The sequence below is a fragment of the Microcoleus sp. PH2017_12_PCY_D_A genome (assembly GCF_020738565.1).
Classification (GTDB): Bacteria; Cyanobacteriota; Cyanobacteriia; order Cyanobacteriales; family Microcoleaceae; genus Microcoleus.
Window position 1 is genome coordinate 51990 of the sequence record NZ_JAEQCI010000020.1, and the last position, 12739, is coordinate 64728.

Here is a 12739-nt window from a genome sequence, read left to right on the forward strand (position 1 = left end):
GACTGATACCAATTCAGTATGAAGCTCCACGACCTGGTTCGCCTCAAATCCTTTCCGGTAAAGGATCTATTCCATGCAGCGGAGAAAGAAAAATGGTATTAGTATGGTGTGTCGCCATTGATAGTGCTGTCCCCGCTCGCGAGTGCCATCCTCCCAAGTGGCGTAAACCCTTAAAAAAAACCGACACTGACAACAGATTTAAAATTGTCAGTATCGGGTACAAAATCAACAAATTACCAACAAAAATTTAGGACTTTTTGCCAAAAACTTGTTCTTTCAAAGCTTGAATTTCTTGACCTAATTGTTGGCGGTTGGAAGAGCGCAACAAATAGCGGTAGACAAACCACGCGGTGTATCCGATACCAATTAGCTCGAATGTAGGTGCTAGCAGGGGAATGTCGTTGAGTTCGTCTACTACGCCCAAAAGCACTTTCAAAGAAACAATCGACGCTAAAATGACACCGACAACTGTCAGGGGACTTTTGTACTGCTCGTAAAAGCTGCCGATGTAAGCAGGAAACTCCGACAAAATTGAAATAATTTGTTCTTTGATCTGCTGTGTCTGATTTGGTGGTTCTTCGGTAATGATGACTTTTGTGCTACCGATCGAACTGTCTGCTTCATCCCCTGCAGGAATTTCGGTGATGATAACGGTTGTTTCTGGTTCGTTTGATGAAGTCATTTCTCCACTCGCAATAGTTTTTTGCTGGTTGGCGGCAGGTATTTCAACTGCTGCTGCGGCTGTTTCAACTGCCGAAATATCGACTGCTGAAACCTCCGTTCCGACTGTTGAAACAGCCGGTGTTTCGACTGCTGTAACTTCCGCGGCTGGTTCAAGAGTCGGCGTTTCGACTGCTGTAACTTCCGCTGCTGTTTCAATAGTCGGTGTTTCGACTGCTGTAACTTCCGCTGCTGTTTCAATAGTCGGCGTTTCGACTGCTAAAACCTCTGCTGCTGGTGTTTCAATAGTCGGTGTTTCGACTGCGGAAACCTCTGCTGCTGGTGTTTCAACAGTCGGTGTTTCGACTGTTGAAACCTCGACTGCTGGCTGTTCGAGCGCGGGAGTTTCGGCGGGAGTTTCGGCTTTGGGTTGTTCTGGGGTAGGAGTTTGGGCCGCGACACCAACTGCCGGCAAATTCAAGTTGCTAATGGCATCAAGCAAGCGGGTTTTAGCCGTCCCCCGCTGGTGAAGGATTACCCAAGATTCTATCAGGTCGGGGCCGTGCATTGCACCTGTCAGAGCGGCTCTGAGCGATCGCATAATCAGCCCTTTGTTAAGATTTTTCTCTTTACTGAGCTTTTTAGTGATTTTCTGAGCTTCTGCTGCTATTAGGGTGGGATGACTTTCCAGAGCTTCTAGAACTGCTTGTAAAGCCAGTGCAGCGCCTGATTGCTGCAACTGTGCGAGTGCTTCTTCTTCGTATTCCAAATTTGGCAAGAAGAACAACTTGCACATACCGACAGCATCGGTTAAGCGAACGAGACTCGGGCCGATTAAAGCAGCTATTTGTTCGAGCCAAGGGCGATCGGCCTTAGAATCAAACTCATAACCGGCTTTCTGCCAATAAGGTATCAGCAAATCTGTCAATTGCGGCACAGGCATCTTGTGCAGGTATTGACCGTTGAGCCAATTGAGTTTATCCCAATCAAATTTTGCACCGGCTTTGTTGACTCGATCGAATGTAAATACTGCCGCAGCTTCGGACAATGTAAATATTTCTTGCGTTGAATCCGGCGCAGTCCAACCCAGCAAAGTCATGTAATTGACTAAAGCTTCGGGGACGTAACCCATATCTTTGAAGTCAGAAATCGAGGTAACGCCGTCGCGTTTAGAAAGCTTTTGCCCTTGCGCGTTCAAAATCAGCGGCGTGTGGGCAAATTCTGGGATTGTCGCGCCCAAAGCTTCGTAAAGCAATATTTGTTTCGGAGTATTGCCGATGTGATCTTCACCGCGGATGACGTGGGTGATGCCCATGTCGATGTCATCGACAACTACGGCGAGGTTGTAGAGGGGTTGGCCGATGGCGCCGCCGCTGGATGCCCGGGCGATTACCATGTCGCCGCCGAGGTCGCTACCTTTCCAGGTTACGGTGTCGCGCACTGTGTCTTTCCAGGATATGGTGCGATCGTCCTCAATGATAAACCGAATCACAGCTTGCCGCCCTTCAGCTTCAAAAGCTGCGCGCTCTTCAGGAGTCAGGTTGCGGTGGCGGTTGTCGTAGCGGGGGGCTTGTTTGTTGGCTTTTTGTGCTTCCCGCATCTCGTCGAGTTCTTCCGAGGAGGTGTAGCAGCGGTAAGCGAGTCCTTTGTCTACAAGGGTTTGGACTGCTTGGCGGTAGATTTCTAGGCGCTGCGATTGAAAACTCGGGCCTTCATCCCAGTTCATCCCCAGCCAGGTTAGTCCTTCGAGGATGTTGTCGGTGTATTCGCTTTTAGAACGTTCTACGTCTGTGTCTTCTACCCGCAGGATGAATGTTCCGCCTTGGTTGCGGGCAAACAGCCAGTTAAATACGGCGGTTCTGGCGGTACCGATGTGGAGGTTTCCGGTGGGACTGGGGGCTAGACGGACTCTGGCGTTCATGTAGATTTTTGCTTTGAGATTGAGGGCAATTTGCTGGTTGGGGGAATAGCTGATGTTTAAGACTTCAAATTTTATTATATTTTGTTGCCGGCTTAAAAGTTGTGCTTGGCAGTTGGTTTGCCTGGAATTAGGGGATAATGCGCCATTGAGCGATCGGGCGAAAGTCTCGGGCAACTCAGCAGACTGCATCTTGACGATATTAGCATTGTCGGCACCCAAGACTGGATTGACCTTTGGGCCTATTTTTTAAAGCACCAATAACTGCGGCCCGGATGGGGTCGGCGCGCCCGATAATTATTAATTCTTGTAAAATGTTTGTGTGCGATCGCTCTTAAAATAAGTTTCCCTATGTCTGCGACTAAAACTGAGTTTCCCGAATCTGTTGAAATTAAGCCATCTTGGCAGATTGAACTGCTGTACGACGGTGAATGTCCCCTGTGCGTGCGGGAGGTCAATTTCTTGAAAAAACGGGACGCGGGCCGAGGTTTGGTCTCGTTTGTGGATATTGCGGAGGATGGCTACAACCCGCAAGCCCACGGCGGAATCGACTACGAAACGGCGATGGGCCGGATTCACGCGGTGTTACCTGACGGTACGACGGTGAAAAATGTGGAGGTTTTTCGCCGGATTTATGAGATTTTGGGAATGGGCTGGATTTATGCAGTTACTAAATTGCCGGTGATTGGGGCGATCGCGAATTGGCTGTACGGAATTTGGGCCGATTGGCGGCTGAGGTTGACGGGAAGGCCGGACTTAGCAAGTATTATGGGCGATCGAACTGCGCGGATCGAGTGCGAAACTGAAGGCCGCTGTCGGGCAAAGTTGGAATAGAGTTAAATTGAGTTAAGTGCGATCGGTCTATCAGAAGATGCCAGCAGAAACAGACTGCAACTAACATTAAAGATGGACTACTATTAAAGGTCAAAAAAAATGCAAGATGCAGGCTATACAGTCTTCATGGGCTTCGGTGGTCTCTGGATACTTATGGGAATTGCTGCTGTGATTTTCCTGTTCAAATCGGACGGTCAAAAACTTAGGTTTGGCAAATGGGGACTGCTAGTGGCTATTCCGATCCTAGTGCCGATCGCCCTGGTTTTGACATATCAGATATTCCGACCGTTTATTATCCCACACCTTTGAGTCGATCGTCCGTGGGAGAAAGGAATTAGTTAAATTAAGTTAAGTATTATTCATTTTCGGGCGATCGCAACTGCTCCCTCACCCATACTCGCAAAGCGTCAATTATAGTCATATCATCCTCCGTCTCGGCCATCTGCAAAAATTGAGTGATTATTTCTGAAGAAACAATGAGAAAAGTGCTACTATATTCACAGATTACATATTCTCCATTCTGAAGTTGAAAAAATTGTACAGCTTCTCCGAGATATCTCCATATTTCAGGAACGCCCAGGTTTTGGTAGATAGCAAACCGATTAGTAGATGGACTGGTGAGATCGACTTCAATGATTAAATCTGGTGGCGGATCGTTTGATAAGTTAATTTTTCTTCCACGAATGCGATCGACATTTTGGATATAAAAACACGAATCCGGTTCGGCACCTTGTTTTAAATCTTCACGATTGAGAGTTGTCGAACCAAATCCCTTACGTTTCAATTTTAATTCATCACTTAAAGTCGTCACAAACTGTTTTAGCAAACAGTTAACAGTTTCATGCAAGTCTGATGGCATGATAATTTCTAAGACTCCTTGAGAATATGAAAATCGCGAGGATCTCTTGTTTCCTGCTTCTGCTAATAAGCTTTCGTAAGTCTGCCAACTGATATTAGATAATACTATCCGTTGTGTAGTTTTTTCCGGTGATGGCTTAATGGGCGTAACGAGCATATTTTCCCACTCCTTGATCGTGTCCGGTTATGTAACTATCATAAGTTCGTAGCAAGGACTTTAGTCCTTGTTTACATTTTTAAGGACTAAAGTCCTTACTACGAACCAGCTTAATCAACAAACAAGTTTATCAAAAGCTTAGAATTTCGATTTACGAGAGAACGGGACAGACGGGGCTCGAACCCGCAACTTCCGCCGTGACAGGGCGAGAGGTAGCCGTTTTGCTCACTCCCGTTTCTCGTGCCATTCCCATATTCAAATTCTAGTTTACCTCACCAGGGTCATAAGATACCTCTGGGCTGCGATCGCACAACTTGACGCCGAGAGGCTAGCTGTGATAGTTAAATGCTTCGTGCCACCGGTCGGCGGGCGCTCGTAAAAAATCATCGCAATCAAAATGTCGGCTAATCGTTTAATCGTTGTCGATATAAAACAAACGAGACCTCAAGGATTCAGTGTTGTTAGGGCTAAAAACAGCCGCGTAAGGATTAGAAGGCTCATGCTCATGCCTCACCAATTCTTTCTTGCCCCACCACTCAGCATCCTCAAAAAGCTCCGGTCGCTTTTTGTAATACCAACGCCAGCAATCCGGCCACCACTTCCAAGCACACCAAAATCCGTGGGAAATGATTGACCGCTCAACCACATATCCTTCAAGGTGCGACCACCGAGGACGCCCAAACCAGCTCCATTGAATTTCACAGGGCGACGCCCATCCGTGCTCCCACAACGCCAAAAAAGGATAATCATCAGAAACGGCTACGTTCACACAAACTCCATCAAAGGGTAAAGAAATAGGCGGAAAAAAGCCCATATCCTTATTCTCAAAAACAACCCTAATATATCTAACTGTACGCATCTCCTCGCCATCGTCATACGTAAAATTATCTAGCAAAACGGGAAGCTTAACGGCCTGAACTTGATTCTCTGCGTACCAGCCGAAAACTCGATCGCCTTCTTGATACAGGGAGCCTTTTTGAAATCGCAACTTAAACCATTGAGGCAATCCCTCGAATTCTTTCGCGATTTCAGGAATCAATAATAAATCTGATGGAGTTGCCCTATTTATTAATTTAGTGATAGCCCCTTTAGCGCCACTTTTTGAAAGCTTGGTGCGCGCATCTAGATATTTCTGAATAACTGCTTTCAGCTTCTTGTCAAACATACACAAAAGCAAGGCGCGACCTTGCCATTACTGCTCTACATACCCATCATCCGGCCCGCCGAATTGAGCTTTTGCCCGATCGCATCCAAAGTCTCTTTGATTTGGAGGTCGGACTTCGGCTGCATACTTCTCATGACCAGGGTCTAACTTTTTCATAGCCAGGGTAATCTTCGCTGAAGTCAACGATATCATCGTAGTCAGGGTCATCCTCGTCGTGAGCCCAGATATGAGCGCAGGAGGTACAGGTATAAAATCCGAAAACCTCGTCGAAAACAATGTTTGTCGAGCCACATTTGGGGCAAGAATAATTTTTTTCTCGTGCTTCTTTAAACTTCACTTGACTTACGCTCCCTCTTTAAATTTGACAGTTATTTTTGGCGGGCGATGGCGACAGTCATCCCAGCACCAGCACTCCCACAACCTACAGCCAGCACCGCTAAATCTGGCTTGAGAAATTTTCCCGCAGCGCAGCCAAAAAACAACGCTGCAATCACGGTAATAGGGAGGTATTTGGTTCGCCGTTCAAGCTTGGTTATGCGATCGGTCACGCTTAACAAAGTAACTCCAATCTCATCATTCTGCCATCCAAGATGCTTGTTGAGTACAGCCTGCTTAGCAGCGCCATGTAACGGTTTACCATTTTTGCCAATTAGCATTTTATCCTCCTATTCAACAATTTTCCCAAACTTGCTTTCAAGGCTTTTGTACCAGCTTTGAGCTTTCTTGAATTTGGCGCCTCCGCTGCCCATGTTGAAAATGTCACGGCTAACTGCGGTCATACTTTTCCCAAGCATTTTTATCCCTATCCAGACCGCCTTATCTGGGTTGGTCGGTATTAACTCAAGCACTTCAGGCGAAGCACTTCCCGCTTCACCCAAAAGCACTAAAATTCGCGTTAAAGCCTTCGAGCGTACATCTTCCGGTAGTAAAGAAGTAGTGCCGGAAGTGCTGCTATTGCGTACTTCTGGTGCTTCCGACCGTACTTTTGGCACTTCATCCCAAGGCGTAGTATTTGAAGTTACTTCCGCTTCGGAGGTAGTAAAATCAGCGAGCCACTTTTCCCTAAGCTGATCGAGCATTTCCGGCGTTGACTCGGCTATCCAACGGTCTGTCGATTCGCCCATGATGCGATTGAGTTTCGCAGGATTCGTTTCAACTTCTGGCTGAGTTTCTGGAACTGTTTTATCTAAATCCTCAGCTTCTCCGGTCTCAGAATTGAACAGATTAAATACCCAACTCGATCGAATCCAATCTTCAGCAATCGATACTTTCATTCCCTCTATCGTCTCTCCTTCTTCGTCTTTGATACCTGATATGGCTCCGCGCCATAGAGGTTCTTGTTCATCATTGGAGTTTAGCTTCAGCTTGACAAAATTCTCGTTTATAGCCTCAGCAAATCCATCCGCACCGCCCAAGATTGCAAGAGTTATTCCGTGAGCAATTACAATCGGAGAACAATTTGCTTTCCGAACATCGCTTGACAATTTGGAACCTAATTTAGCAGCAGCCTCCCTGGTATCCTCCTCCTCTTTGTACCGAGTTAACTCATCAAAAATTCGAGTTTGTGGAAGACTTTTCAGTGTGCGGACAGCAAAACTCTCGTACATTGACAGCAATTGGGAATTAACCTCTTTGTAATTGTGATGCGCTCCGTACCCGGGGACACCCAGCCTGCCCAAATGCTGCCAGCATTCATCCTTGTTCTGATGAAAATGTGGGTCTGCGATAGACACAATTTGATGGTCGCGCAGATAATATCGGCAGAGGGCTACAAACTCAGCAAAGTAAGATTTTCCACTGCCTTGACCGCCATAAATAAGAAGAGGTTTTTTGAGGATTTTAAGCATCCAACCACTTTCATGCCCTTTTAACAATTTGAGCAATTTGGCTTTTTTGGCAGCAAAAGATTCTTTTGTACACTTAACTTCCTCAACAATCGGGTTTAATTCTGCCTCCGGTTCTGGCGGCAAAAATTGCTCTTCGATGTCCTGTGCAGGTTGATTCAACAAACACCGATCGAGCCTTCCCTTGCCATCTTGAACAGCAACGTAAGCATCGCGAACATCATCCGTGTAGTCGGCAACCGCAACCTGAATGCGAGCTACCTCTTTCTGCTTAGTTTCAACGACGAATGCTTCTCTTTGAGATTCAGCGATCGCCAGTTTATCCTTAAATATTTGCTCTCTCTCAAAATCTTCTTCTTCCCGAATTCTTGCCTTTTCTATCGCAAGTTCCTGTTCTTTCTTTTCGCTGGCTTTGGCGGCGCAGTATCCGACCCCAAACAGTCCACACCCAACGCCAGCGGCTACAGCCCGCAGCGCAGCAAACTGCTTTGCCGGAATCGGCGCGATCGACAGCAGCAGAAAAGCCATACCGCCAATCGCGCTGCCGATCGCAAACGACTTAGCCATTTTGCCCTCCGATCGCCCCAATAGCTCCAATAATTGCAACTGCAACTCCAACTACTAAAGTAATTCCAACGCCCCATTGAACTACTGATAGTTTCCCTAGCAGTTCCCAGTTATTTGCCAGCATTCCGACCAAAATTGCTACTGCCGACCAGCGTCGCAGAATTTCGGCACTGCCGGGAAAACACAACCCGATCGCAATCAAGAACCCCGCAACAGTAAAAAACCAAAAGTGGCTTGGAACCAAATAAGTCAGATTACTCAAAAACAATCCTGCCGAAAAACAGCCGAAGATCAAGAAGAAATCACTTTTCACGACTTACCTCCAATGCCAAAAAACCGACTCACCCTTCCCAGCCCGCGACCAAAATTAGAAGCCACGCTGTTTACAGTTCTCGCTACATCCCTATTCACACTATCTGTCGGCCGCTGACCGCCCCAAGTCCATGAGCCGCCTCTTAAAGTCGGCTGCGGCTCAGCCCCGGCAAACTTTGGATGAGCCAACCCGTGCGCTCCGCCTTTTAATGCCGCTGTCGCCCATGTCAACTCTTTTGATTTAGATTTTTTCCATTCTTCAATTGCAGATTGAAATTGCGGGCTGCCTTCTAGTGCCGCAATATCTTTATCGATACTGGCCTTGTAGGCTGCGATGGAATTAGCGATTTCGGCATCCACACCGCGACTAAATTCAGATGTTTCGTTAGTCCCCCTTTCCTTTTCTTTTTCAAGCAAGTAGTCTTGCTGCGAGACCGCTTCCCGGTGGTCATTTTCTGCGATCAAAGCCTTGACTTCAGCCTCCTTCATTTTGGAGGCTCCCTTAAACCCCTTGTCGTAGAGCCAGCCTTGAAACTGCCTAAACTTTATCTGACCGTTAATAACCGTCTCAAACTTAGATTTTATTTCCTCGTAATTATCGAGAAACCACTGAGCTTTAACCGATCGATCGTGCAAGTCTGCCCATTGCTCGATCGAGTAAGTGGTGATGTCATCGCTGATATTGTATTTCTCTTGCATCAACGATCCGCCAGAATCAATTAGCGACCCACCCACTAGAAAATCCAAAACTTGAGCGTTCGTTAGATCCATTGCCATCCTCAACCCCTCAAACTTTTAACTTGACCAATTACTTCAATACCCCGCGCATCCGTGACCCCTTCGGCTCTCAAATCGGCAGCCGCTGCGCGAACAGCTTGCTGAGAGTTTTTGGCGGTCACGGTTACAATTTTTGGGCTGTTGTAACACCTCAAAATTTTGACTTTATAAAAAACCATTTAGGACTCCTGTAAATCTGAAAGGGCTGCTTTCACTTCTTCAGTAAACCCAAGTCGTACTTCTGCGGCTGCCTGCTTACCCAAAGCCCGCCCCAGTTCGCGGTAGTTGTTGAGCAAGCCAGATTTAAAGGAAGAGATTTGAGCGAGATTATTATCAGCCACACTTGCAGCACTGGCCGCGACTTGATGATGCTCACCAACAAATACGATCGCGCTGGCAGACCCGGAATCAGAGGGTGCCGGCTTTCCTACCAGTTTGCGGAGTTCGCCAAACTTTCCAGTATTCAGCAGTTTGATCGCCTCCAGCGCGACATGAGAATATTCGGTGGCGCGAGCGCCGCCACGTCGCAAAGTATGAATGTTGAGCGAATAGATACTCGTCAATTTAGTGATCGCCTTTTGGAGCGCAGCCTTATTCAATCCGAGAATTCGTTGCACCTGCGCTGCCGAATACCAGCGCTCATCAATCGATTCATGCTCCGCGGAATCGATTTGCTCAGCATCTATATCAATCACGGTCTCATCTTCAATCATGGCAATCCTCAGTGATAATCGATTTAGAATCGATTCTAAATCGATTCTAAATCGATTCGTATAGACAAAAAATAACCCGCCTCTGAGGGGCGGGCATAGTAGTCACCGACTAACTTTTAGTCACCGACTAACTTTTAGTCGCCGACTAATTCAGCTTGATGGAGTTGATAAAGGACTGCGAAGAATCGATTAATAAAAGGCTTGGGTTCTCTGTAGCGAGGGTCGTCAGGACTCTTGAGATAGTTGTAGAGACTCTGCAAGGGGATATCCGATACGCGACTCATTTTGTAAACCGACCAACCTGTTAAGGCGCGAAATTCACTTGGCGTTATTTGCTTTTTAAGGGTTATAATACTCATACTATCCTCTGCTTGAAATTACTAGGATGGTCACGCCCCTGGCTGTTGATATCAGCGCAGGGGCATTTTAACTAAATGTGGCAAAAGTCAAAACTACATTCACTTAGATACTGGTTCATGAGAGTTTGCTCAGAGAGTAGCTATTACTAGGCTTCCTGGCAATTCCACAGGTGCAGTCACATTATTGAGGAAGTAATTGAATCTACTATCACCGACTGGATGATAAATTTTGTCGCTTTCCCAAAGGCAACCCCGGAACATCAAAATCGCTAGGGTAAAACTGATTTCTTCCTTGGTTCCCGTTAGCATCATGCTCGCAATCTGCCTACGCTCTTTTGTCATTTTTTCCTCCTAGTAATTATCTCTGATACAATCTGCCACACCACTTTTACCCACTGGCAGGTGCCGCCAATTCATTAGAAAGGGATGGGGTCATAAGCCTCAGAGTCGGGGTCAGAATTCAAATCGTTCTCTGAGGCTGGAGACTTTGGGTTGTTGTCGTCTCTTAACTCGCGCAATTCACGCATTTGGGCGTCAAGCCGAATCACAAAAATACCTGTCAATCGGATAGCCGCTTCAACGAGCCTAGGGTATTCTTCGAGTTCGTACTTACCAGAGGCAATCATTGCTGATAGTAATTGGGTTGCCATAACCTCGCCGTGAGGCTGCGGGTAATTCGGATCGTCAAAATAGTCGCGGATTTTCAGTTTTTGCTCGAACGTAAACTCTTCCATTTCGTCTGAAACTCCCACACATTCTGTTTGCAATCGTATCTAAAACCACAAGCTTTAACCTCAGAAAACAACTGGTAAACCCTGATTTGACTCTTAGTAGGAAACACCTCTAATGCCCGAATAATTTTGATTCTGAGCGTTGGAGTAACTCGTCGCCCGATCGTCACTACGTTGGTTGGTAGTGGGAGGTTGTTGGTAGGCGATGGCAGACCTTCGCGATCGAGGTCATCATCCATAAAAGGTTTCGATCGATAATCAGCAGAACAAATCAACCGCAGGTATTGCTTGACAGCGAGTTCGCCACAACTCAGGTCGGGGTATTCGCTGTCGTCGTCGAAAAAGCTGTGTTGAGGCAAGCCTGCCATGGCATCACCTCAGCAACCACTTACGATCGCCAATATCCCAGCGATAACCGAGAGTCTTGAGATCGGCATAGAGCACTAACCGATCCAAACCCTTGCATCCTGGAAGGAGAGCAAGAGCCTGTTCGTATTTCTTGAGCTTGATTTTAGGCATAAGGTATGATTGTCAGTAGCTGAAAAAGGAAGGGCGATCGCCGGATCTACCCAGAGCGCTCGCCCGTGTGCTTGGTTAGAGCGTTAATCTTGCGGCGTCACCCGCAAGTCTGGAGAGGCGTGTAGCGAGCCTCAATATTTGATTGTCAACAAACTTGGTTATCAAAATGTCCCAAAAATGGGACATTTTTGTATGAATTATTCTTTTCAGACAAGGCTAGAAAACTGGAGCAAGATCCTGAAAAACAGAGCTTTTGCTATTTCAGCATCGAGGAGACGCCTGACTATTTTCGCCACGGCCACAGTAAAAATCATTGCCGCCACCGAGAGAGCGAAACCTTGATTGGCAAGGGCTGCAGAAAAAATGTCCCAAAAATGGGACATTTTTCGAGGAGCCGTGCAATTTGCGTGGTTGCGCGGTTTTGCTGGCGGCTGAAATCGCTTAAAATTCAGGAATTGACTGGAGTTTAAGATAATGAACTTTAAACGACGAATCGAATGGCGCAAGCTGTTGGCGGTAGCGGGGTGGATAGGGTTGGGTTACTTCATTGGTCGGCCAGACCAGTTGGAGCGGTTGGCTCGGGGATTGGAGAACTATTCGGCCGCTACAAACACTCGGTATCTTGTGCCGACCAAGATCGGAACGGCTCCGAACTTAGTTCAGACTCATGTGCGCGGTTACGAGCAGCAGCAACCTGCTGCGGTAAATTCCAGCACGCCTGGACAGCACGGGTGGAATGATTTCTTTCACCCGGAGGGACGGTTCTCTATATTTGTGCCACCAACACAAGTCAAGGAGGTTACAAATTCAAAGAACAGCAAAACGTTCTCAGTGGAAACAGGAAGTGAGTTTTACATGGTGAGGTATGACGCCGATACCGATGGCAGTCGGTTCGGCAATCAAAACCGCGAGCAGTTCTTGCAAGCGGAAGCTAGCAAGAGCTGGACGGACGAGACTATCAGCAAAGAATTCGCCCTGGTCGCCCAAAGAAGTTTTGCCTTAAATGGAAATCCAGGTATCGAGCTGCACCTGCAACATCGAACGCAACCCGTCAAAATGATCGTTCGCAAAATGTTTGTGGGCAATCGATTATACGCAATGGCAGTTTCTAGCCCATACCAAGAGAACACGCAAACATTCCTAAACTCTTTCCGCCCGCACTGACTTAGCCGGACTTAATTGAGCTTGGAATACTAGCCTCCCCAGCCTTCTTAGTTGCGGAGGCTTACTTAGTTGTCAAGGATCGGATCGAAAGGCAGCACGCAAACCTTTTGGATTCGTTTCGCCCGCACTAGGCAAAGTCAACAGCCCGTTATGTCAGCCTC

General features: G+C 47.1%; 20 protein-coding genes and 1 pseudogene. 5 read left to right on the forward strand and 16 right to left on the reverse strand.

From position 1 onward, the window contains the following. Positions 1 to 251, forward strand: a 251-nt coding sequence (locus JGK39_RS04895; RefSeq protein ID WP_293302224.1) for a hypothetical protein, incomplete at its 5' end; no start/stop codon positions are given. Here the strand turns inward: JGK39_RS04895 and JGK39_RS33545 are convergent. Next, entirely contained in the window at positions 248 to 682 is a 435-nt protein-coding gene (locus JGK39_RS33545) for a CAAD domain-containing protein (RefSeq protein ID WP_366048774.1), read from the reverse strand. The genes JGK39_RS04895 and JGK39_RS33545 overlap by 4 nt on opposite strands. A 465-nt stretch (positions 683 to 1147) precedes the next feature. Next, positions 1148 to 2581, reverse strand: a pseudogene (gene gltX / locus JGK39_RS33550) (glutamate--tRNA ligase); the annotation flags it as partial. 348 nt (positions 2582 to 2929) lie between these two features. Here gltX and JGK39_RS04905 point away from each other — a divergent pair. Both JGK39_RS04905 and JGK39_RS04910 read left to right on the forward strand, forming a co-directional pair. Beyond that, on the forward strand, positions 2930 to 3412 hold the full coding sequence (locus JGK39_RS04905; protein WP_293295935.1) for a thiol-disulfide oxidoreductase DCC family protein: 483 nt from the start codon (positions 2930 to 2932) through the stop codon (positions 3410 to 3412). A 99-nt stretch (positions 3413 to 3511) separates the two neighbouring features. Then, positions 3512 to 3721, forward strand: a complete 210-nt coding sequence (locus JGK39_RS04910) for a hypothetical protein (RefSeq protein ID WP_293295934.1) — start codon at positions 3512 to 3514, stop codon at positions 3719 to 3721. Between the two features lie 46 nt (positions 3722 to 3767). On the opposite strand, the gene JGK39_RS04915 is transcribed toward JGK39_RS04910, so the two are convergent. From JGK39_RS04915 to JGK39_RS04975, 14 genes are all read right to left on the reverse strand, one after another. Next, positions 3768 to 4427: a Uma2 family endonuclease gene (locus tag JGK39_RS04915; protein WP_293295932.1), complete on the reverse strand. Its 660-nt coding sequence runs from the start codon at positions 4425 to 4427 to the stop codon at positions 3768 to 3770. 412 nt (positions 4428 to 4839) lie between these two features. Then, positions 4840 to 5592, reverse strand: coding sequence for a hypothetical protein (locus JGK39_RS04920; protein WP_293295930.1), 753 nt, complete (start codon positions 5590 to 5592; stop codon positions 4840 to 4842). A gap of 27 nt (positions 5593 to 5619) precedes the next feature. Next, entirely contained in the window at positions 5620 to 5748 is a 129-nt protein-coding gene (locus JGK39_RS04925; RefSeq protein WP_293295928.1) for a hypothetical protein, read from the reverse strand. Further along, complete coding sequence (locus JGK39_RS33555) at positions 5723 to 5929, reverse strand: TFIIB-type zinc ribbon-containing protein (protein ID WP_366048750.1); 207 nt, start codon at positions 5927 to 5929, stop codon at positions 5723 to 5725. Before JGK39_RS33555 ends, JGK39_RS04925 begins: the two co-directional genes overlap by 26 nt. A 31-nt stretch (positions 5930 to 5960) precedes the next feature. After that, on the reverse strand, positions 5961 to 6248 hold the full coding sequence (locus JGK39_RS04930) for a hypothetical protein (RefSeq protein WP_293295926.1): 288 nt from the start codon (positions 6246 to 6248) through the stop codon (positions 5961 to 5963). 9 nt (positions 6249 to 6257) lie between these two features. Then, positions 6258 to 8003 (reverse strand): ATP-binding protein, encoded by a 1746-nt coding sequence (locus tag JGK39_RS04935; RefSeq protein WP_293295924.1) that lies wholly within the window; start codon positions 8001 to 8003, stop codon positions 6258 to 6260. Next, a complete protein-coding gene (locus JGK39_RS04940) occupies positions 7996 to 8265 on the reverse strand; it encodes a hypothetical protein (protein ID WP_293295922.1) in 270 nt (89 codons plus the stop codon). Before JGK39_RS04940 ends, JGK39_RS04935 begins: the two co-directional genes overlap by 8 nt. Positions 8266 to 8312: 47 nt before the next feature. Beyond that, a complete protein-coding gene (locus JGK39_RS04945) occupies positions 8313 to 9086 on the reverse strand; it encodes a hypothetical protein (protein WP_293295920.1) in 774 nt (257 codons plus the stop codon). Positions 9087 to 9271: 185 nt separating this feature from the next. Continuing rightward, positions 9272 to 9805 carry a hypothetical protein gene (locus JGK39_RS04950; RefSeq protein WP_293295918.1) on the reverse strand — a complete coding sequence of 178 codons (534 nt, stop codon included), beginning with the start codon at positions 9803 to 9805 and terminating at the stop codon, positions 9272 to 9274. A 134-nt stretch (positions 9806 to 9939) separates the two neighbouring features. Further along, entirely contained in the window at positions 9940 to 10164 is a 225-nt protein-coding gene (locus JGK39_RS04955; RefSeq protein ID WP_293295916.1) for a hypothetical protein, read from the reverse strand. Between the two features lie 129 nt (positions 10165 to 10293). After that, positions 10294 to 10506 (reverse strand): hypothetical protein, encoded by a 213-nt coding sequence (locus tag JGK39_RS04960; protein WP_293295915.1) that lies wholly within the window; start codon positions 10504 to 10506, stop codon positions 10294 to 10296. Positions 10507 to 10580: 74 nt separating this feature from the next. After that, a complete protein-coding gene (locus tag JGK39_RS04965; protein ID WP_293295913.1) occupies positions 10581 to 10898 on the reverse strand; it encodes a hypothetical protein in 318 nt (105 codons plus the stop codon). Then, positions 10868 to 11263, reverse strand: coding sequence for a hypothetical protein (locus JGK39_RS04970; RefSeq protein ID WP_293295912.1), 396 nt, complete (start codon positions 11261 to 11263; stop codon positions 10868 to 10870). The genes JGK39_RS04965 and JGK39_RS04970 overlap by 31 nt, the downstream gene beginning before the upstream one ends. Before the next feature lie 4 nt (positions 11264 to 11267). Then, a complete protein-coding gene (locus JGK39_RS04975) occupies positions 11268 to 11414 on the reverse strand; it encodes a hypothetical protein (protein WP_293295910.1) in 147 nt (48 codons plus the stop codon). Between the two features lie 188 nt (positions 11415 to 11602). On the opposite strand from JGK39_RS04975, the gene JGK39_RS04980 reads away from it, so the two are divergent. Together JGK39_RS04980 and JGK39_RS04985 are read left to right on the forward strand one after the other, a co-directional pair. Beyond that, a complete protein-coding gene (locus tag JGK39_RS04980) occupies positions 11603 to 11884 on the forward strand; it encodes a hypothetical protein (RefSeq protein ID WP_293295908.1) in 282 nt (93 codons plus the stop codon). 154 nt (positions 11885 to 12038) lie between these two features. Continuing rightward, on the forward strand, positions 12039 to 12578 hold the full coding sequence (locus JGK39_RS04985) for a hypothetical protein (RefSeq protein ID WP_293295906.1): 540 nt from the start codon (positions 12039 to 12041) through the stop codon (positions 12576 to 12578). Positions 12579 to 12739 lie beyond the last annotated feature (161 nt).

Excerpts from the sequence above, each read along its gene's own strand:
- JGK39_RS04915 (WP_293295932.1), bottom strand. The coding sequence starts at position 4,427 with ATGCTCGTTACGCCCATTAAGCCATCACCGGAAAAAACTACACAACGG.
- JGK39_RS04905 (WP_293295935.1), top strand. The coding sequence starts at position 2,930 with ATGTCTGCGACTAAAACTGAGTTTCCCGAATCTGTTGAAATTAAGCCA.
- JGK39_RS04925 (WP_293295928.1), bottom strand. The coding sequence starts at position 5,748 with ATGAAAAAGTTAGACCCTGGTCATGAGAAGTATGCAGCCGAAGTCCGA.
- JGK39_RS04945 (WP_293295920.1), bottom strand. The coding sequence starts at position 9,086 with ATGGATCTAACGAACGCTCAAGTTTTGGATTTTCTAGTGGGTGGGTCG.
- JGK39_RS04920 (WP_293295930.1), bottom strand. The coding sequence starts at position 5,592 with ATGTTTGACAAGAAGCTGAAAGCAGTTATTCAGAAATATCTAGATGCG.
- JGK39_RS04960 (WP_293295915.1), bottom strand. The coding sequence starts at position 10,506 with ATGACAAAAGAGCGTAGGCAGATTGCGAGCATGATGCTAACGGGAACC.
- JGK39_RS04955 (WP_293295916.1), bottom strand. The coding sequence starts at position 10,164 with ATGAGTATTATAACCCTTAAAAAGCAAATAACGCCAAGTGAATTTCGC.
- JGK39_RS33545 (WP_366048774.1), bottom strand. The coding sequence starts at position 682 with ATGACTTCATCAAACGAACCAGAAACAACCGTTATCATCACCGAAATT.
- JGK39_RS04950 (WP_293295918.1), bottom strand. The coding sequence starts at position 9,805 with ATGATTGAAGATGAGACCGTGATTGATATAGATGCTGAGCAAATCGAT.
- JGK39_RS04930 (WP_293295926.1), bottom strand. The coding sequence starts at position 6,248 with ATGCTAATTGGCAAAAATGGTAAACCGTTACATGGCGCTGCTAAGCAG.
- JGK39_RS04935 (WP_293295924.1), bottom strand. The coding sequence starts at position 8,003 with ATGGCTAAGTCGTTTGCGATCGGCAGCGCGATTGGCGGTATGGCTTTT.
- JGK39_RS04910 (WP_293295934.1), top strand. The coding sequence starts at position 3,512 with ATGCAAGATGCAGGCTATACAGTCTTCATGGGCTTCGGTGGTCTCTGG.
- JGK39_RS04970 (WP_293295912.1), bottom strand. The coding sequence starts at position 11,263 with ATGGCAGGCTTGCCTCAACACAGCTTTTTCGACGACGACAGCGAATAC.
- JGK39_RS04975 (WP_293295910.1), bottom strand. The coding sequence starts at position 11,414 with ATGCCTAAAATCAAGCTCAAGAAATACGAACAGGCTCTTGCTCTCCTT.
- JGK39_RS04965 (WP_293295913.1), bottom strand. The coding sequence starts at position 10,898 with ATGGAAGAGTTTACGTTCGAGCAAAAACTGAAAATCCGCGACTATTTT.